Genomic DNA, 18,650 nt, shown 5'->3' on the forward strand with positions numbered 1-18,650 from the left:
TTTTGTTTGGATTTTCACTCTTTTTTGGTCCTATCTTTTAAATGAATTTTTAGGTGAGTAAAAGAATTAGAAAGTTTTATTAAGAAAAAAGTAATAATCTTAACTAAATTAGTTAAAATGGTGACGAATATGGGCATAAAAATTGCTAAAAACAAAATTTCAGAATTCATAGAATGCTTGTTGGACAATTTTATAGTTTATGCTCCTGTAGAAAACGGTATGTCTTATTTCTCAGAGATTAAAAAGGCATCTGATGTGGAGATGCGTCCCAACAGAACCACGGTGTCTTTAAAACCAATTTTCTTCCCGCCCAATGAAGTATTTTTCAGGTTCAGTAAAGATGGGCATTATGTGTTGAAGGATATGCTGAAGGAGATCTCTGGGAGTAAAAAGGTGATATTTGGAGTGAGGGGTTGTGATGTTTCGGCTCTTGAAATACTTGATGGATATATGAAGGGAGAATTTGAGGATCCCTATTATTTCAATAGAAGGAGAGATACGATAGTAATTGGGGTTTCGTGCGAATATCCCAGGGAATCATGTTTTTGTACGGCTTTTGGTGGAATGATACCCAATAGATTTGATTTGTGGTTGACCGATATTGGAAATTACTATTACGTGGATATTGGTTCATCAGAAGGAGAGAGATTGACAAATTTTGAATTTTTTGAAAATGCATCCATTGAAGATGAATTTAAAAAGAAAATGAAAATTAAGAAGATAGAGATGGAAATTGAAAAAAGGACAAGAATAAATCTCTGTGAAATAAAAAGATGTGCTCAGGAAATTAAAAAGAAGGTGGATGATGATATTTGGATAGAACTTGCTAAAAAATGCATATCTTGTGGAAAATGCAATTTCATATGTCCCACATGTCATTGTTTTGATGTTGTAGATAGAACAAATTTTGATGGTACTGAAGGAGAAAGGGTAAGGATGTGGGATTCGTGTCACCTATATAACTATGCAAAAACCTCTGCTGAGAATTTCAGAAAGGAGCGCCATGCTAGGGTGAGATATAGGGTATATGATAAATTCGTTTTTCCAGTTATGCGTTACGGAGTCTATGCCTGTACAGGGTGTGGTAGATGTATTGAGGTATGTCCTGCAGGTATAGACATAAGGGATATTTTGAGGAGGTTGATATCTTGAATCCATATCTTCCATTGATTAGCACAATAAAAAAAGTGGTTGATGAAACGCCCGATACTAAGACATTTACCATTGATGCACCCATAAATTTTTCACCAGGACAGTTCGTTGAATTGAGTGTGTTTGGATATGGAGAGGCACCAATATCGATATCTGGCGGAGACAATAATCATATTGATCTAACCATAAGAGCTGTTGGTAATGTGACTGAGAAAATTCATAAAATGCGGGTGGGTGAGGAAGTCGGAATAAGAGGCCCATTTGGAAGAGGGTGGCCTGTCGAAAAGGCATTTGGAAAGAATATACTTATTGTGGCAGGAGGTATTGGGCTTGCTCCACTTAAGCCTGTAATTGAATATGTAATTACTCACAGGAAAAAATTCAGATCTGTGACACTTCTTTATGGGGCCAGAAAACCATCATTGATGCTCTACAGATATAAATTTGAACACTGGAGAAGGGCGATGGATCTTCTTCTAACAGTTGATGAGCCAGAACCTGGCTGGGATGGGCATGTTGGTGTGGTCACAACCCTCTGTGATAAGATCAAACATATATCCGATACCATCACTTTCATGTGCGGACCTCCTATAATGATGAAATATACCTCCATGGTTCTAATAGAGCTCGGTTTTCCACCAAGTGAGATGTACCTCTCTTTGGAGAGAAATATGAAGTGTGGCATTGGAATTTGTGGTCACTGCGCTGTCGGAGGAGTTTACGTTTGTCGTGATGGCCCAGTTTTTCCTCTTCATAAGGCTTTAAGGTTTATTGAAAAACCCCATGAGGTACAGGGGGTGTTGGATTGAATATTGGAATATTCTCACTCTCTTGCTGTGAAGGTTGTGCTGTGCAGTTTCTTAACATGGAATCAGAAATTCTCGAAATACTTAAGTATATGAATATTAAAAACTTCCGCTTGGCAAAGGAATTTAATAGTTTTCCCGTGGACATTGCGTTTGTGGAAGGCACTCCTACCAATTCTCAGGAGATAATCAAATTGCTTAAAATACGAAAAGAGTGCAAAGTGCTCGTATCCCTGGGGTCCTGTGCGTCCATTGGAGGTGTGCCGGCAATAATAAATACAAAGTATAAAAAAGAGGCGTTGCAAATATACAATGGCTCTCCGCCCATGGTCCCCATTGATCCAAAGCCTCTTGATTACTATGTAGATGTGGATTTCAAACTTTACGGTTGTCCTTTTTCAATAGATGAGTTGAGGGAATTGATAACTTCTGTGCTAATGGAGAAGCGTTTTAAGAATAAGAGTTACAGTGTATGTGTGGAGTGTGCACTTAGAGAAAACGCATGTTTACTTGATGAAGGTAGGTTATGTATGGGACCAGTTACAAGGGCGGGTTGCGGTGCGCTATGTCCCTCAAACGGTGCACCATGTTTGGGGTGTCGTGGAACCTATGAAGATTCTAATTTAAAGGGACATATAAAAATTCTTCTTGATCTTGGATTTTCTAAGGATGATATAATCGAGGCTTATTCCAACTTCTCCTACGGGGAATTGAGGGAGGTAATTGGATGGTTAAAAGAAGAATAAAGATAGGTGAAATCACAAAAATAGAGGGACATGCAAATCTGACGATTGAAATAGATAATGATGATGTTCAGGTAAAATTTGGGGTTCATGAAGGTTCTAGGTACTTTGAAGCATTTATGAGAGGGAAGAGTTACAGGTATCTTCCAGAATTATCGGGGAGAATATGTGGTATATGTACAGTTGCCCATGAAATTGCAAGTGTTAAGGCTGTTGAGAGGGCTCTGGGAATCGAGGTTTCTCAGGATTTGGAAAATTTAAGGAAACTTCTGCTTATAAGTTCCCAAATTCAGAGTCACATACTCCATTTATATTTTCTGAGTTTGCCCGATTACCTTGGTGCTGAGAGTATTATGGAACTTGCAGGTAGGGATATGAGCCTCGTTAAAAGGGCTTTTAATTTAAAAGAAGCCACTAATTATATGACCTCCCTAATTGGTGGTAGGGCGGTTCAACCTTGTACAATTGGTGTTGGAAAGATCACCAAGAAAATAACAAAAACAACGTTGGAACTATATTACAAGAAGATGAAGGAAATATACCCTTTTCTCTTGGAAACAGCAGAGATTTTCTTATCTCTGGAGTATCCGTCATTTGCTAGGGAAAATGAATATGTCTCGTTATATGATGGCAAAAACATTCCTCTATATGATGGTCTTATAAAAACGAAGAGCATCGTTTTCAGAGATGAAGAGTATTCAAAGCATATTGTTGAGAGAAACTCACCTTATTCATCTGCGAAGCACTCATTTTTGGATGATAGGGATTTTATGGTTGGATCTCTTGCGAGGTTGAATCTCAATCCCCATCTTAGGGAGGAGGCAGTGGAATTGGCAGAAGCGTATGGGATACGATTTCCTTCCGATAGGGTGGCTTTTATAAATGTGGCACAAGCGCTTGAGAATGTTCATTATGCCTTAGAGGGTATGGAAATTGCTGAGAATTTGAATGAGTATTTCCCTAAAAATGTCTCAATTTCAGTGAAGGATGGAGAGGGTGTTGGTGTTATTGAAGCTCCTCGGGGCTTGCTCATTCACCATTACAGGATAAGAAATGGTAAGTGCTCCTATGCAAACATAATTACTCCAACTGCTATGAGCATAGAAAATATTGAGAGATCTTTGAGGGATTACATTCAAACCATCATATCAGAAAATGACGAGTATATAAAATTTGAAGCGGAAAAGATAATAAGGGCCTATGATCCCTGTATATCCTGCTCCGTGCATGTGCTAAGGGCCAAAAAGCAGTGATAAAAAACCAAATACAAGTTGAACCATGCCTCTCTGATGAGTGAAGATATAAAAAATATAAAAAAACTGGCCTCAGCGGCAGCAAAAAGAATAATTGAGGTGCTTGACGAATATGGTTCCAATGCGGCAGACATTGTCAAAACGGGGGCCTATGGGTTGCCCTCGTCCAGGGTTGATGTTGAGGCAGAAAATGCAATAATCACCATGGTTAGGGATGAGGATATGCCCTACAACATCTTCACAGAGGAGGCAGGTTATGTGGATTTTGGACAAGAACGCACGCTTATTGTGGATCCCCTTGATGGCTCGTACAATGCAGAGCATGGATTGCCATACTACTCCGTTTCCATTGCGCTTGCAGAAAGAGGAATTGAGGATGTGAGTGTTGGATTGGTGAAAAATGTTCCAACCGGTGATGAGTTTTACGCCATAAGGGGTGAAGGTGCATTTAAAAATTCAAGGAGAATTCGTGTTAAGGGTGATGCAAACCTTTTTGCCATTTATCTCGGAAACAGGGCCAATCCCAGGTCTTTTGAAATTGCAAAGAAAGTTCGGCGGGTGCGCAGCTTGGGCTCTGCTGCCCTTGAGATGTGTCTTGTGGCAGAGGGCATTGCGGATGCCTTTATTTATAATTTCAAAAGCTCTGGTGTGCTTCGCATAGTTGACATTGCAGCCGCCTACCTTATTGTCAGGGAGGCAGGTGGGCTTGTTTTGGATGCAACTAATATGGAGCCGCTAAGAATGAATATTGGAGTTGAGGATCGAAGAAACGTGATTGCCCTTGCCAAGCCCGAACTTATGGGGGTGTTGAAATGAAATTTGCTCTCATAGCGAATCCTGAGAAGAAGGAATGTGTGGATGTTGCTAGAAGAATCTATGATAAAATACATCCGGAGGTTGATACCCATACAGGAAATGCCCTGGGCGTGGAGGGCATACCCATGGAGAGAATTGAAGCGGATATTATAATCACCGTTGGAGGAGATGGGACGATACTTCTCGCTCTCCAGAGGGCCAGGGGAATGATTCTTGGTATAAATATGGGTCTTCTTGGATTTTTGACGGAAATAGGACCCGATGAGTTTGATCTTGCCATGGAGAAGATCGAAAGGGGCGAGTACTTCGTGGACAGGAGAATGAGGATAATGGTTAAATTGAACGGAAAGCGTCTCTACGATTGCACCAACGAGGTTGTTATCCATACATCTGAAATTGCAAAGTTGAGGGGTTATTCTGTGTTTTATGAGGATGAACTTCTGGACGAATTCAGGGCCGACGGCCTGATAGTTGCAACTCCCACTGGATCCACATCCTATGCCCTCAGCGCAGGGGGACCAATAATGTATCCAAAACTTGAGGACATAGTTCTCACACCAATAGCGCCATTCAAGAGGTATCCCCGCTCATTTGTACTTCCAGCCGGAAAAATAAAGGTGAAACTCAAGGATGGGCGAACAAATCTGCTCGTTCTTGATGGGCAGTACAGTGTTGAGATAGGTGACGATGATCTTATAGAAATTGAAAAATCCGAAAAATATGCTGAATTTGTCAGGTTCAGAAACTCTCCAATACGCAGAATTCGGGAAACTCTACTCGGGTGATTCCCTTGTGGAAAATAAAGAAGGAGGTTCTACAACTCATAATGGAATCTTCAAAATCTTCCTATCCCAACGAGTTTGGCGCTTTTCTCCGGGCAAAGCACAAAATAATCTACGAGATAATTCTGCTTCCCGGGACAATTTCCGGAGGAAGGAGTGTGCTCTACAATCTCCTTATGAAACCTATTGACTTCACCATAGTTGGCTCCGTGCACTCTCATCCTTCAGGTGTACCTCTGCCGTCTCAGGCGGATCTGGATATGTTCTCTCGTACTGGGGATGTTCATATAATAGTGGCCTACCCATTCACCCTTTCCTCCTGGAAGGCATACAACAGGATGGGGGAGGAAATTGAGGTGAAAATAATTTGAAATATTATGATGAAATTTGGGAGTTTATGAATCTTGAGGAAATTGGAGATCTGATTGAAGAGGAACTTGACGATAAGGATTCTGTGAGGGAGATTGGGATAAAATCTGCCAGGGTAATAATAAGGCTTTCCTCTCAATCAATAATTATGATGCATCGCGGTGAGAATGTGGATGAAATTGTGAGAAAACTGAAGGAAGAGGTGTGGCATCTCAAAAGCCTCCTTGTGAATCAGTATCCCGATCTTCTTTATTCAGGATTTGTGCAAAATGCACTTCAGGAGTACTGTGAGGCCATGGTGTTTCGGGCCATTCTGAGGGATGAGCCAATACCAAGTCACAGGGAACTTGGAGTGAATCCTGAGGCCTACATTATGGGGATGGGGGATGTTGTTGGAGAGCTGCGTCGTGAGGTGTTGGAATCCTTAAGAAATGAGAATTTTCCTAGGGCTGAAAAATATCTTTCTCTGATGGAGAGCATTTACGAGATGCTTATGCGTTTCAATTATCCTTCTGGGCTTGTTCCTCTCAAACCGAAGCAGGACACTGCCAGATCTCTTATTGAGAAAACGAGGAGTGAGATAACAATTGCGCTTATGACGAACCGCATTGCCAGGAAGATAGAACATAAGAAAAATTAAATATCTGCAATATTTTGATAGTATGTGCAGGAACCTACAAAGATAGTGGTTATGGGAGATGATCCTGAGCGTGTTGCGGAGGAGTTTGAAAATGCTGATCTTATTCTCGTATATCCCAAGAACAGGAGACCAACGGTGCAATTCCTGCTTAAAAAGAATGTTAAAAATGTGTTTTCCGATTATTCTTTTTTCCCCGACATTGAAACTCTAAATATAATTAAGGATACCATCCTGTACCTTTTCAATTCCTCCCTGATCACCTCAAAGGATCGTGTGCTCTTCGTTTTTGAGAAGGAGGGTGAGAGTCATCGCCTCTTCTTCGATATGAGCAAATTGAAAATGCTCTCCCTTATGGATGCTCTATCCGATCGTCTTGAAAGGGATATTGTTGAAAATGTGCTCAAACTATCGATGCAGATTGTTAAGAAGGGCCGGGAGGGCTCTCCAGCAGGTGCTCTCTTCATTATCGGTGATACAAGTAATGTAATGCAGTATGTTGTGCAGAAGATAGCCAATCCGATGAGAGGAATAGATAAAAATCTCAGAAATTTGCTCAATGAAGAGAATTTTGACACTTTGCGGGAGTTTGCCATAATGGATGGGGCAACAATCGTTGACGATAGGGGATATGTTGTATCTGCAGGTGCATACGTGAAAAATCTGGTTTTGGACGAGTGGATTCTTGATGGGTACGGTGGCAGGCATCTGGCAGCAAGGTCCATAACAAAATTAACAAAGGCAATAAGTTTTGCAGTATCAAGCGAGGGCACAATAAGGGTTTACAGGGATGGAAAAATGATATACGAGTTGAACAATTTTTAGGATTTTAATTCAATCTCTATATGTATCCCATCGGGGATCTGGATGCGCATGAGTTGTCTAAGAGCGCGTTCATCGGCATCTATGTCTATAAGTCTCTTATGCACGCGCATTTCCCAGCGCTCCCACGTCTCGCTACCTTCACCATCGGGAGCCTTCCTTATGGGTACCACCAGCCTCTTTGTGGGAAGGGGTATTGGCCCGTGCAACTCCACGCCTGTTCTTTCCGCGATTTTCTTAATCTGATTGCAAACTTCATCTACCTTTTTGTGGTCTGTGCCGCTTAGCCTTATTCTGGCCCTATATACTGCCATATATCTCACCAAAAATTAAAAAGGGATTAGAAGGTTTTCTTCTCCACTTCTATGCACTGGCCTGCGGCGACGGTCTGTCCCATATCTCTTACTGCAAAGCGGCCGAGTTGTGGAATCTCCTTAACGGGCTCTATAACCATGGGCCTTGTTGGCACTATCTTGACCACGGCGATGTCTCCCGTCTTCAGGAAGTCTGGATGATCCTGCTTTGTTTGACCTGTACGGGGATCAAGGGTCTTTATGAGTTCCTCAAATCTGCAGGCCACCTGTGCAGTATGGGCGTGGAACACTGGCGTGTAACCAGGTGCGATAACGCTTGGATGGTTGAGAACCACAATCTGTGCGGTGAAACTCTTTGCCACCGTGGGAGGATTGCTCGTATGACCGCACACATCTCCTCTCTTGATGTCCTTCTTACCTATACCGCGAACGTTGAATCCTATGTTGTCTCCAGGATAGGCCTCCTTCATTGGCTCATGGTGCATCTCAATGCTCTTCACCTCGCCGCTCTTGTTTGCCGGCATAAATGTTACCTTGTCTCCAACCTTCAGCACACCGGTTTCAACGCGCCCAACAGGCACGGTACCTATGCCCGTTATGCTGTAAACATCCTGCACCGGTATGCGGAGCGGCTTATCTGTGGGCTTTGGAGGAACCTTCAACTGATTGAGCAGTTCAAGAAGTGTGGGGCCTTTCCACCAGGGCATGTTCTCGCTCTTCTTCATTATGTTATCTCCCTTGTAGGCAGATATTGGCACCACTGGCACATCCTTCCAGCCCACTGCGGCCAGGAGTTTCTCTACTTCTGCCTTAACCTCATTGAATCTCTTCTCGTCGTAGGGTGGCTTTGTGGCATCCATCTTGTTTATCGCCACTATCATCTGGGGCACGCCCAGTGTCCTTGCAAGGAATATGTGCTCCTTGGTCTGCTCCATCACACCCTCTGGAGCGGCCACAATAAGTACAGCGGCATCTGCCTGTGAGGTGCCCGTAATCATATTCTTGACGAAGTCCCTGTGACCGGGAGCGTCTATGATCGTGAAGTAGTACTTATCGGTTTCGAACTTCCTGTGTGCAACATCAATGGTAAGACCCCTTTCTCTCTCCTCCTTCAATCTGTCCATAACGAAGGCGAATTCGAATGTGGCCTTACCGAGTTTCTCTGCCTCCTGCCTGTACTGATCAATGACCCTCTGATCTATCTCTCCGTGCTCGTAGAGCAGCCTGCCCACTGTTGTGGATTTACCGTGGTCAACGTGTCCGATGAACACGATATTCATGTGGGGTTTGTTGCTTGCCATTTTTCATACCTCCTTTTTCTTTTCTCCCATATATGCATTATATATAAATCCTTTTCCTCACAACTCAGCGTAATACTTCTCATCGTAGGGTTCGGGCTTGAGGCCCTTCCTCTCACGTATCTGTCTCACTATCTGTGGTTGTAGATCCCTTGGCACGCGCTCGTATCCAGCATTTTCAGTGCTCCACAGAACTCTTCCTCCGGTTGCACTTCTTATTGCGGAGGCGAAGCCAAACATCTCAGCCACAGGAGCCTTTGCATGTATTATGGTCTGGTATTCCTCCTGCTCCATGTCCACTATAACTCCACGTCTCTGCTGGATCTCCCTGGTAACCGCTCCCACGAGTTCCATGGGCACGTTGATGTAGATCTTCTGGATGGGCTCAAGAAGCACGCGATTGCCCTGACACATTGCACCGTAAATTGCGTTTCTCACCGCAGGTATGACCTGTGCTGGACCGCGGTGTATGCTATCCTCGTGCAGTTTTGCATCCACCAGTTTGACCTTGAGTCCGTAAACCTTCTCGTTTGCAAGTGGGCCCCTATCAACCGCTTCAAAGAAAGCCTGTTTCACAAGTTCCATGGTCTCATTTAGATACTGCACGCCCCAGGTCATATCAAGCAGTATATTTGGACCCCGAATCGCCTCAACCTTCTTTGCCTCGTCCCTGTTCATTCCCAGTTCTTCAAGTTTCTTGGCAAGGTCCTTCCTGTTCTTTATCCTGTCCATCTCTTCAATCTCCCCATCAACGATGGCCTGGACCACGCTCTCCTCAAGGGGTTCAACTTCAATGTAGAATTTGTTGTGTTTGTTGGGGCTCTTTCCTTCGAAGGGTCCACCTTTATGATCAACGGTTTCACGATAAACCACAATGGGAGGTGAGGTTATGACCTCCACCTTGTACTCATGGGTAATGCGGTAAATTGTAACCTCCAGATGCAGCTCACCCATACCGCTGAGCAGATGCTCTCCAGTTTCCTGATTTATCTCAACCCTCAAACTTGGATCTGCCTTGGATATGGAGCGGAGAACATCTATAAGACGTGGAAGATCCTTTGTGTGCTTGGCCTCTATGGCCACGGTCACCACGGGCTCGCTGTAATGCTTCATGGGCTCAAAGGGCTCCACATCGGGAATGCTTGAAACTGTTGAGCCTGCAATTGCATCCTTAAGCCCTATAATTGCAGGAATGTTTCCCGCATCAAGTTCATCCACGGGTATTCTATCCGGACCAACCATCATAGAGAGCTGCTGGATGCGGTATTTGCGATTTCCCATACCTGCTATATACAGCTCCTGCCCCTTCCTCAGGGTACCACTGAACAGACGACCCACAGCCACCTCTCCCGCATGTGGGTCCATAACTATCTTGGTGATCATCATACCCACGGGTCCCTTGGGATCGCAGTTGATCATGGCCTGACCAAGTGGCGTATTTATATCACCCTTCCATATCTTTGGAATCCTGTATTTTTGGGCCTCCTTTGGATTTGGAAGGTGCTGAATGACCATATCGAGCACTATGCGATGGAGAGGTGCCTTTTTCGCCAGTTCCTTTGTTTCACCCTTCTCGAGGTGATCAAAGACATCCTTGAATGATATGCCCGTCTTCTTCATGAAAGGCACGCTTATGGCCCAGTTGTGATATGCTGAGCCGAACGCCACGGTGCCATCCTCAACACGAACCATCCATCTATCCTTGAACTCCTCGGGGGCATACCTTCTTATGAGTTTATTCACCTCTCTTATTATCTTTTCAAATCTCGCCATCATCTGCTGGCCGTCAAGTTTCAACTCATTGATAAGTCTGTCAACCTTGTTTATGAAAAGCACAGGCCTGACGCGCTCTTTGAGGGCCTGCCTAAGCACGGTTTCCGTTTGTGGCATCACGCCTTCAACGGCGCAGACAACCAAAATGACACCATCAACGGCTCGCATTGCTCGGGTAACATCACCGCCAAAATCAACGTGTCCCGGGGTATCCAGAAGATTTATGAGGTACTCTTTCCCCTCATATTTGTGGACCATGCTTGCAGCCGCCGTATTTATGGTGATTCCCCTTGCCTGTTCCTGCTCATCAAAATCAAGCACGAGTTGCTTTCCGGCCAGTTCCTCGCTCATCATTCCTGCTCCTGCTATAAGGTTGTCGCTGAGCGTGGTCTTTCCGTGGTCAATGTGGGCCACGGTGCCTATGTTGCGTATCAGTTCAACATTTCGCATTATCTGCATTGCCTTCTTAATATTGTCTTCCTTCCTTCCCATTCATACCACCTTTATCTTGCAGAGGCAGCAACGCGCTCAATTTCCTCCTTCTTTGAGACGGCGAAACTGCTCACATCATTCCTTGCTGCTTTGATTATCTCATCGGCAAGGCACTCTTCAATACTTTTTGAATTTTTAAATGTGGAATTCACAGCGCCGAGCGCTATGTTGCGCAGGGCAATATCCAATCTTCTGGAGGGTGCAACATCAACGGCCTTTGGCACTGCAATACCGGCCATCTTGAGTCTCGTGACCTCCTCCCTGGGTGCGGCATTTTGAATTGCATCCACAAGTACCTGTACCGGGTTTTGCTTTGTTCTTTTTTCTATGATTTCGAATGTTCTCTTTACAACGTTGTATGCGCTCATCTTCTTTCCCGTGTACTTCTCTGTGCGCATCAGATTGTTTATGAGTCTCTCCACAATGTTGACACTTGCCTTTCCAAGATGCCTCTTCACATGCCTCCCATGGGTGTGGAGAACGAGCCTCGCATCCAGATTTATGTACCTTGCCAGACCGGGGTCCTTAACAACAACCTCCCTTGGATCGTACTTACCAAAAATGAGAAAATCCATTCAAATCACCTCACAGGTTTCTCCTTGCGACCGCGCACAAGTTCAAGCAGTGATATGCCGTTTACCTTGATTACCTTGTAACGCACTCCGGGAATATCTCCCTTTGAACGTCCCAGTCTCCCTCCAATTCCCTCTATAACAACCTCGTCGTGCTCGTCTATAAAATTGATTGCTCCGTTACCGGGAGCGAATGCAGTTACAACGCGACCGTTCTTGATTAGCTGGACCTTAACGCATTTCCTTATGGCGGAGTTGGGCTGCTTTGCCTCAATACCCACCTTCTCAATCACAATCCCGCGGGCCTGTGGACTACCCTCAAGTGGGTCACTCTTCTCCTTAAGCCTCAGGACCCTGCGCTTGTAGTATCTATCGCTCCATCGGAACTTTTTGCGATCTTCTTCCAGTTTTCTTGCTGTGTATAATCCATTGGCCATTTTGCATCACCTTGAGTATGGCACCTAAACGGATGCCTATATAAAAAATTTATCTCAACGCCTTTGAAACCTGAGCAAAATTTTTACCCCATGGCTCATTCTTCCAGGCGTGAACAGGATTGATCGCATCGCTGCAAGGGTCATTTCAAAGTACCTTCGTAAGGGAAACATGGCACGGGCCATGCGGGACATCCTCCCCCGCTCAGGATTGAGCTTTGAAGAGAGGGAGGAAGTTGCAAAAATTGTTCACACCATCGTTCGCTACATTCTCTACTACGATTTTCTCCTTGATAGGATGAACCTGGATAGGACCCCAGAGAATTACATAGCCCTCTACCGCAGGAACATTGATGTGGATGCACCCAAACACGTGAGGCACTCACTCTCTCCGGAACTTGCTTCAGTCACACCCGATGAATTCCTCAGAATAATAAACAGGGAGCCTGAAACGACCCTGTGCATTAATTTACCAAGGATTTCAAGGGAGAAGGCCATTGAGAAACTGAAGGAGGAGGGGTTTGAGGCAGAGCCCTACGTGCCGGAAAGTGCTGTGATCACGAGTTCTGCTGCCAGATACTCCTCCCTCGTTAAGGAAGGTCTGGCCATAGTGCAGGATGCATCCAGTCAGATGGTCGCTAAAATAGCAGCATCCCTGGGAAATGACATTCTTGATTACTGTGCAGGTAGCGGGGGAAAAACTCTGGCGATGCATGCCCTCTTTCCGGAGAGGAGGTACTATGCCTATGACATAGACAAGAGAAAATTGAAATCGCTGGAAAAGAGGACATCTGGATGGGGTATGAATGTGAGGGTATTCTTCGACGGCGTTGAGGGGCAATTCTCCGTGGTTCTCGTGGACGCGCCATGCAGTGGAGTTGGTGCTGCTGCGAGAAATCCCGAGGCAAAGTATCAGGGGGAGTTTGATAGATTCTCCCATCTGCAGGTGAGCATATTGAAAGAGGCCAAAGATTTTGTGCAGAGCGGGGGTTATCTCGTTTACGTTGTGTGCTCATACACACCCCAGGAGACGGAGGACGTGATTTTTGGATTTTTGAATGAAAATGAGGGGTTCAGGGTTGAAAAAGGAATTTTTGAGGGGAAATATTTCAAACCGGGTCAATTTGGAGCGTACATCCTGGCGGGAGATGTGTTCTACATGGCGATCCTGCGCAGGGAGTAGCAATTTATTTATAGGTGCGTTGAGATTTGATTCTATGTACGATGATATTATCAGAGAACTCAGAGCCGCGCTGAAAAAGGACGATGCCTCCCTGCGCAAGGATGTGGAGCGCATAGTTAGGAAGTACGGGAGAAGGAGGAAGAAGGGGTCCTTTGAGATCAGGGCTGGCCATGCGTACTACATCAACGAAAAGGTGCCGGGGCATGCCCGCAGGATTTTCGTGCAGGTGATTGAAAGGGGTCTCTCCGGACTTTATATAACAAGGGAGAATCCAGAAAACCTTGATTTTCACGAAATGGGCAATGCCAAGATTATCTGGTTGAGCAGCATAAAGGGTGAGAATCACGTTAGCCCGGCGGATTTAACGAAGATTCAATCTCTTGTGGTCAACTTTATCAAGGAGCAGGAGAGGGGTGTTGTGGTCATTGAGGGCATAGAGACCATGATCACCAACACCTCCTTCTTGAAGGTGCTTCACCTTCTTCAAAGATTGAGGGATGCGGTGAGTGAGAAAAAGGGTATTTTGATAGTATCCATAGATATGGAAACCCTGAACCCTCAGGATAAGGCTCTGTTTAAAAAAGAGATAATAAACGAGATTCCATTGAAGAGGTCTATTTAGCCACTCCTTTGTATTCTCTCACAACAATGCTGCAGGGAGCAGGCAGTTTGTAGGATGCTTCCTTAAGTGCCTTTTTCGCCCTTTCAAGATGCTGCGGGTTTACCCTGGCAGTCATTATCACTTGCCCTTCGCGAACCCTTGCAGCCGTTCCAACAGGCTTACCGAATGCGAGGCTCATACCGGAGGATATACGATCAGCACCCGCTCCCGTTGCCATTTTGTGCTCTCTGAGCACATGATGGGGATAAACACGGATCCAGAGATAATAATTGGCAGTACCGATCTTGCCCAGATACTTGTTGGCAATTATACGGGCTGCCTCCAGAGCGGTGTGCCTGATCTGGCACGCCTCATTTATCACAAGATTAACCTCAAGGGTAAAATCGTTCTTGGCGTCCACATTCCCCATTTCAAAATGAACTATTTTTGGATTGGGAACTCCTCCCATGTACTCCCTTCTTGTGTAAGCGGGACCGTCGATGTTGTGATACATTCTCCCCGGTTTTCTCACCATTTATATCACCTTTAGGCGTGATTAGGGAATTCCTATTTATATTTTTGCCAGGGGAAAAGATTTATATATTTCACAACTTTCACGAATTTGTGAAAGTTGAGAGTAATGCCATGAGGAGTGTTCGAGAATCCCTGGCCAAGATATTTGACAAGGCGGGCATAAGGGAGGTCGATGCCAATGTGCTTGCCGAACTGCTAATCAGAGACAGGGATATGGATGTGCAGGAAATTGCAGAAAATCTTGGGTACAGTGTATCCGGTGTTACTGGAAGTTTGCACAGATTGATGCGGTTGCACCTCATAGTGAGAAAGAAGGAGGGGAAGAAGTATCTCTACAGGTCTGAAAGCAACGTGCTCTCCGTATTTCTTCGCCTGATGGAGGACATATACAATCATGACCTTCCAAGGGTTATGAGGCTGGTGAAGGAAAAGATTGGTGGACTTAAGGGAGAGGAGGAGAGAATCTTAAGGGAACTGGATAAAAAACTGGAGAGGGCTGCTGAGTATTTGGGAACCCTCATTGAACTCTTGGAGGATTACTCGGAGGTGGTGTGAATGAGGATAGTGCTCACAGCAGATGAAACCCTAACAAGCACCTACAGGCACATACCGCTATTGGATTTCTTGGGATGTGCGCCCATTGAGCGTGTACCCAAGCCGATTTACAATCTACTGGATACGCAGGTTCCGGACGATAATGGTAGACTGACCTTTGCCCCCTATGGACTTCGCAAGGTTGAGGCATCTCTTCTCCGTGATGGTTTCTCTCCCGAGGATGTTGTTGTGGCGCATCCCCGCCATGTTGAGAAGTTCATAGATGAGAAAACCACGATTGTGGGGATAAACACCATGGACCCATACGGACTTGGGCCAGTGACGATGATGTTCACGGATGGAGGCAAACTCACATCATACACAAAGTTCAAATTCATATCTCTTTTGAGGAGAATTAGAGATTATCGTGAAAGGAAGGGCCTTAAATTTAAGATAGAGGTGGGTGGCCCCGGTGCCTGGCAACTTGAAGCAAGGCCCAAGTTGACGGAAGAACTGGGTGTTGATCACGTGGTGATTGGAGAGACGGAGCACGTAATTGCGGATATTTTCAGAGATATTGAGTCGGGAAATGCTGAGAAGATAATAACAATAAAAACCTGGCCAAAATTGGAAGAGATACCCAACATAGTAAATCCCTCATTCAAGGGAATGATAGAGGTCATGCGTGGTTGTGGCCGTGGATGCAGGTTCTGTTCTCCAAATTTGAGGACTGCCAGATTTTATCCGCTTGAGAAGATCCTTGACGAACTGGAGGTGAATGTCAGGGCCGGGCAAAAAACAGCATGGTTGCACAGTGAGGATATATTCAACTACATGGTTGAGGACCGCAGGAATTTTTACCCAAATGAGGATGCAGTCATAGGTTTGTTTGAAGAGGTTCTAAGGAGAGTTGAGTATGCAAACCCAACGCATGGCACCGCTGCGGGAGCCCTGGCTGCCCCCAGAATCTTGAAGAGGATTGCAGAGCTGAATCACGCGGGACCGAATAGATGGGTTGGCATACAGGTGGGATTTGAAACTGCATCTCCCCAACTTATAAAGAAGATTGCAAATAACAAGATGAAACCCTTCACGCCGGAGGAGTGGCCATGGGTTCTGCTTAATGGAACATACGCATTTAACAAATTTTTCTGGTTTCCTGCCTACACAAGCATAGTGGGTCTTCCCTGGGAAACGGAGGAGGATGAGATTGACACGGCAAGGCTCATAATTACAATGGAAAAGAAACTCAGAGAAAAGCTGGGCGAGCAGGCGCATTTCACGGTAACACCTCTGGCCTTTGTTCCAATGGCTGCCCTGAAGGGAGAGGAAGGATTTGATGTAACGGAGAATCTCACACCTGGAAGGGTTCTGCACATATACCATGCCTGGAGGCATCTGGCCTGGGAGGTTGATCATGGATTGAAAAGGGTAACCAAGGGAAATCCTGCCTTCCTGCTATTCTCTCCCCTGGCCAAGTTCGGCTCAAGAATGCTCGTGCATAGCATAAGGAAATGGGCACTGAAGCATGGGATAGATGTGGATAAACCCCTGGAGCCAATGGATCTAAAAATTGAGGAAATTGAAATTTAAATTTTTTCCACTTCCACCCATACGCTGTGAAGCACAGTTGCATTTCCATACTTTTCATTTCCCCTGGCGGTTGTGAGGTAATTGGCATTCCATCCGAGTATGGAGGGCCAGAATGCCTTGTATAGAAGCACCGTACCTTTTTGAATATCCTCGCTTACCAACGCCCTTGTTCTCACCTCTCCGTATTCGTTGAAAATTCTCACGGCATCCCCATTTTTTATTCTCCTTTCTTCGGCATCCTTCGGGTTGATGTAAAGATTCTCATCCGCGTACCCGTAGGTGTTGTGGTACTGGGAGGATATGGTGAATAGATAGGTGGGTGTGATGAGTTTCAAGCCATTCATATTCAATTTTTCAAATCTGGGAAATGCGGACAGGCCCCTTTTCAGGGCTCTTTCTGAGAGTATTTCTATCCTTCCACTACCCGTAACGGGGTCGTAGGAGTGCATCTTTATTTTCATAACCTTTTTCCTTTTGAGTTTTTCAAAATCCACTCCAAGAGCACGAAGCACTTTTTTGGCTATTTCCTCCTCATCCTCGTAGAGGTAAGGTTCCTCTGCGCCCACCTCTCTCGCTATGAGTTTTGCCACCTCCACATTGCTTTTCCCATGGGAATCAATGACCTTTTCATTTATTGCAATGTATCTGTGGTAGTATGAGTCTGCAATATCAAACCTTTCAAAGAAGGTATTTGCAGGAAGCACAATATCGGAGAACCTTGCTGTATCCGTGAAGAATATATCGTGAAGTGCTATGAACACATCGTTTTTGAGTATGGCCTCTCTCAATTTTTTCTGCTCTGGAAGTGTCGCAAGAGGATTTGCACCATATATGAATATGAATTTTATTTTTCCCTCATCTATGTAATCAGCCAGTTCAAGTTGGGTTATTTTGTATCCCTTTTTCCTTCTTAAAAACTCTCCACGCACATACTCTCTGGGCAAGATTCTGTTGCTGTATATGAATCCTCTTTTCTTTCCCACAAGGGCGGGTAAGATGGATATGGCGCGAACCGCCTCGCCTCCATTTTGATTTCTCTGGAACCCGTATCCTATGTGTACAATGCCCCTTTTTTCTGCATATTCCTCCGCAAATTCCCTTATCTTCCTGGATGGGATTCCCGTCTCCCTTGAGATACGGGCCATGTCCATTTTTTCCAGATATTCCCTGAACCTATCAAATCCTATGGTGTTTTCCCTCACAAATTTCTCATCGTAGAGTCCCTCCTCAACCATTATCTTTTCAACTCCCAGGGCAAAGAGCACATCCGTCTCTGGTCTGAGCATGAAGAATTTATCTGCCCTTTTCGCCGTGGCGCTGCGCACCACATCCACGCTCCAGATCTCCAGTCCCAACCTCTTGGCGAGGAAGAACCCATGCATATTTGTCCACGCTGCATTTATGCCCCAGTAAACTATGAGTTTCTCGTTTTTCAAGTACTCTGGATCCATACCCTGGGCGGTGCCGTAGATATCCTTCAGGGCCTCCTCTCCAGCCCGATCGCAGATCACATCATCCACAATGCTCGCATTTAGGTAATTGAATAATCTGTGTGGAAAATTTGCATTTATGAGGCCCCTGTCTCCGTAATAATAGTAGAGGAGAATGGCTCTGCTCCCGTGGTTTCTTTGCACATCCTTCATTTTCCTTGCAATTTTTGAAACTGCTTCTTCCCAGGAAATCCTCCTGAAATCTTCGCTGGGCTTGGCACCTGCCCTTTCAAGAGGGCTCTTCAACCTCTCCCCACTGTGAAACCACTTTGGCAGCAGGGCCCCCTTTGGACATAGAAAGTTGTATGTTACCTTGTTTGCAGGATTTGCCCTTACTTTTATTTTTCCATCTTTGAACTCTGTTAAAAGGGAACAGGTATCGTAGCAATCTCGCATACACACGTTGTGTCTCTCCACACAATGCAGTATGCTCTGGGGCATAAATAATTATC

General features: G+C 45.0%; 20 protein-coding genes. 13 read left to right on the top strand and 7 right to left on the bottom strand.

Annotated features, from left to right (window positions below):
• Positions 1-129 precede the first annotated feature (129 nt).
• The 9 genes from AC0S1O_RS04215 to AC0S1O_RS04255 are packed head-to-tail and all read left to right on the top strand — an operon-like array spanning position 130 to position 7,383.
• Positions 130-1,152, top strand: coding sequence for a 4Fe-4S dicluster domain-containing protein (locus AC0S1O_RS04215; RefSeq protein ID WP_475393094.1), 1,023 nt, complete (start codon positions 130-132; stop codon positions 1,150-1,152).
• On the top strand, positions 1,101-1,961 hold the full coding sequence (locus tag AC0S1O_RS04220; protein WP_475393095.1) for an FAD/NAD(P)-binding protein: 861 nt from the start codon (positions 1,101-1,103) through the stop codon (positions 1,959-1,961). The genes AC0S1O_RS04215 and AC0S1O_RS04220 overlap by 52 nt, the downstream gene beginning before the upstream one ends.
• Complete coding sequence (locus tag AC0S1O_RS04225; RefSeq protein ID WP_475393096.1) at positions 1,958-2,704, top strand: NADH-quinone oxidoreductase subunit B family protein; 747 nt, start codon at positions 1,958-1,960, stop codon at positions 2,702-2,704. Before AC0S1O_RS04220 ends, AC0S1O_RS04225 begins: the two co-directional genes overlap by 4 nt.
• Positions 2,686-3,954: a Ni/Fe hydrogenase subunit alpha gene (locus AC0S1O_RS04230; protein WP_475393097.1), complete on the top strand. Its 1,269-nt coding sequence runs from the start codon at positions 2,686-2,688 to the stop codon at positions 3,952-3,954. Before AC0S1O_RS04225 ends, AC0S1O_RS04230 begins: the two co-directional genes overlap by 19 nt.
• A 36-nt stretch (positions 3,955-3,990) precedes the next feature.
• A complete protein-coding gene (locus tag AC0S1O_RS04235) occupies positions 3,991-4,770 on the top strand; it encodes an inositol monophosphatase family protein (protein WP_475393098.1) in 780 nt (259 codons plus the stop codon).
• A complete protein-coding gene (locus tag AC0S1O_RS04240) occupies positions 4,767-5,555 on the top strand; it encodes an NAD(+) kinase (RefSeq protein WP_475393099.1) in 789 nt (262 codons plus the stop codon). Before AC0S1O_RS04235 ends, AC0S1O_RS04240 begins: the two co-directional genes overlap by 4 nt.
• A complete protein-coding gene (locus AC0S1O_RS04245) occupies positions 5,552-5,923 on the top strand; it encodes a Mov34/MPN/PAD-1 family protein (protein ID WP_475393100.1) in 372 nt (123 codons plus the stop codon). The genes AC0S1O_RS04240 and AC0S1O_RS04245 overlap by 4 nt, the downstream gene beginning before the upstream one ends.
• 26 nt (positions 5,924-5,949) lie before the next feature.
• Positions 5,950-6,561, top strand: coding sequence for a translin family protein (locus tag AC0S1O_RS04250; RefSeq protein WP_475393101.1), 612 nt, complete (start codon positions 5,950-5,952; stop codon positions 6,559-6,561).
• A 24-nt stretch (positions 6,562-6,585) separates the two neighbouring features.
• On the top strand, positions 6,586-7,383 hold the full coding sequence (locus tag AC0S1O_RS04255; protein WP_475393102.1) for a DNA integrity scanning protein DisA nucleotide-binding domain protein: 798 nt from the start codon (positions 6,586-6,588) through the stop codon (positions 7,381-7,383).
• Here the strand turns inward: AC0S1O_RS04255 and rpsJ are convergent.
• Genes rpsJ through AC0S1O_RS04280 form a run of 5 tightly spaced genes read right to left on the bottom strand, consistent with a single transcriptional unit; the run spans position 7,380 to position 12,266 of the window.
• Positions 7,380-7,694 (bottom strand): 30S ribosomal protein S10, encoded by a 315-nt coding sequence (rpsJ, locus tag AC0S1O_RS04260; RefSeq protein WP_475393103.1) that lies wholly within the window; start codon positions 7,692-7,694, stop codon positions 7,380-7,382. The genes AC0S1O_RS04255 and rpsJ overlap by 4 nt on opposite strands.
• Before the next feature lie 26 nt (positions 7,695-7,720).
• Positions 7,721-8,995, bottom strand: coding sequence for a translation elongation factor EF-1 subunit alpha (gene tuf / locus AC0S1O_RS04265; protein ID WP_475393104.1), 1,275 nt, complete (start codon positions 8,993-8,995; stop codon positions 7,721-7,723).
• A gap of 57 nt (positions 8,996-9,052) precedes the next feature.
• Positions 9,053-11,257 (bottom strand): elongation factor EF-2, encoded by a 2,205-nt coding sequence (locus tag AC0S1O_RS04270; protein WP_475393105.1) that lies wholly within the window; start codon positions 11,255-11,257, stop codon positions 9,053-9,055.
• A gap of 11 nt (positions 11,258-11,268) precedes the next feature.
• Positions 11,269-11,832: a 30S ribosomal protein S7 gene (locus AC0S1O_RS04275; RefSeq protein WP_475393106.1), complete on the bottom strand. Its 564-nt coding sequence runs from the start codon at positions 11,830-11,832 to the stop codon at positions 11,269-11,271.
• Between the two features lie 5 nt (positions 11,833-11,837).
• Positions 11,838-12,266: a 30S ribosomal protein S12 gene (locus AC0S1O_RS04280; protein ID WP_015283478.1), complete on the bottom strand. Its 429-nt coding sequence runs from the start codon at positions 12,264-12,266 to the stop codon at positions 11,838-11,840.
• Between the two features lie 109 nt (positions 12,267-12,375).
• Here AC0S1O_RS04280 and AC0S1O_RS04285 point away from each other — a divergent pair, with 109 nt between their 5' ends.
• Complete coding sequence (locus tag AC0S1O_RS04285; RefSeq protein ID WP_475393107.1) at positions 12,376-13,446, top strand: RsmB/NOP family class I SAM-dependent RNA methyltransferase; 1,071 nt, start codon at positions 12,376-12,378, stop codon at positions 13,444-13,446.
• A 34-nt stretch (positions 13,447-13,480) separates the two neighbouring features.
• Positions 13,481-14,068: a DUF835 domain-containing protein gene (locus tag AC0S1O_RS04290; RefSeq protein ID WP_475393108.1), complete on the top strand. Its 588-nt coding sequence runs from the start codon at positions 13,481-13,483 to the stop codon at positions 14,066-14,068.
• On the opposite strand, the gene AC0S1O_RS04295 is transcribed toward AC0S1O_RS04290, so the two are convergent.
• On the bottom strand, positions 14,061-14,582 hold the full coding sequence (locus AC0S1O_RS04295) for a 50S ribosomal protein L16 (protein ID WP_475393109.1): 522 nt from the start codon (positions 14,580-14,582) through the stop codon (positions 14,061-14,063). The two genes, AC0S1O_RS04290 and AC0S1O_RS04295, sit on opposite strands and share 8 nt — an antisense overlap.
• Positions 14,583-14,671: 89 nt before the next feature.
• Between AC0S1O_RS04295 and AC0S1O_RS04300 the strand changes: the two genes are divergently transcribed.
• Both AC0S1O_RS04300 and AC0S1O_RS04305 read left to right on the top strand, forming a co-directional pair.
• Entirely contained in the window at positions 14,672-15,136 is a 465-nt protein-coding gene (locus AC0S1O_RS04300) for a GbsR/MarR family transcriptional regulator (protein ID WP_475393110.1), read from the top strand.
• A complete protein-coding gene (locus AC0S1O_RS04305) occupies positions 15,137-16,708 on the top strand; it encodes a B12-binding domain-containing radical SAM protein (protein WP_475393111.1) in 1,572 nt (523 codons plus the stop codon).
• On the opposite strand, the gene AC0S1O_RS04310 is transcribed toward AC0S1O_RS04305, so the two are convergent.
• A complete protein-coding gene (locus AC0S1O_RS04310; RefSeq protein ID WP_475393112.1) occupies positions 16,705-18,639 on the bottom strand; it encodes a molybdopterin-dependent oxidoreductase in 1,935 nt (644 codons plus the stop codon). The two genes, AC0S1O_RS04305 and AC0S1O_RS04310, sit on opposite strands and share 4 nt — an antisense overlap.
• Between the last annotated feature and the right edge of the window lie 11 nt (positions 18,640-18,650).

This window comes from Candidatus Aciduliprofundum sp. HYA1, from assembly GCF_056175085.1.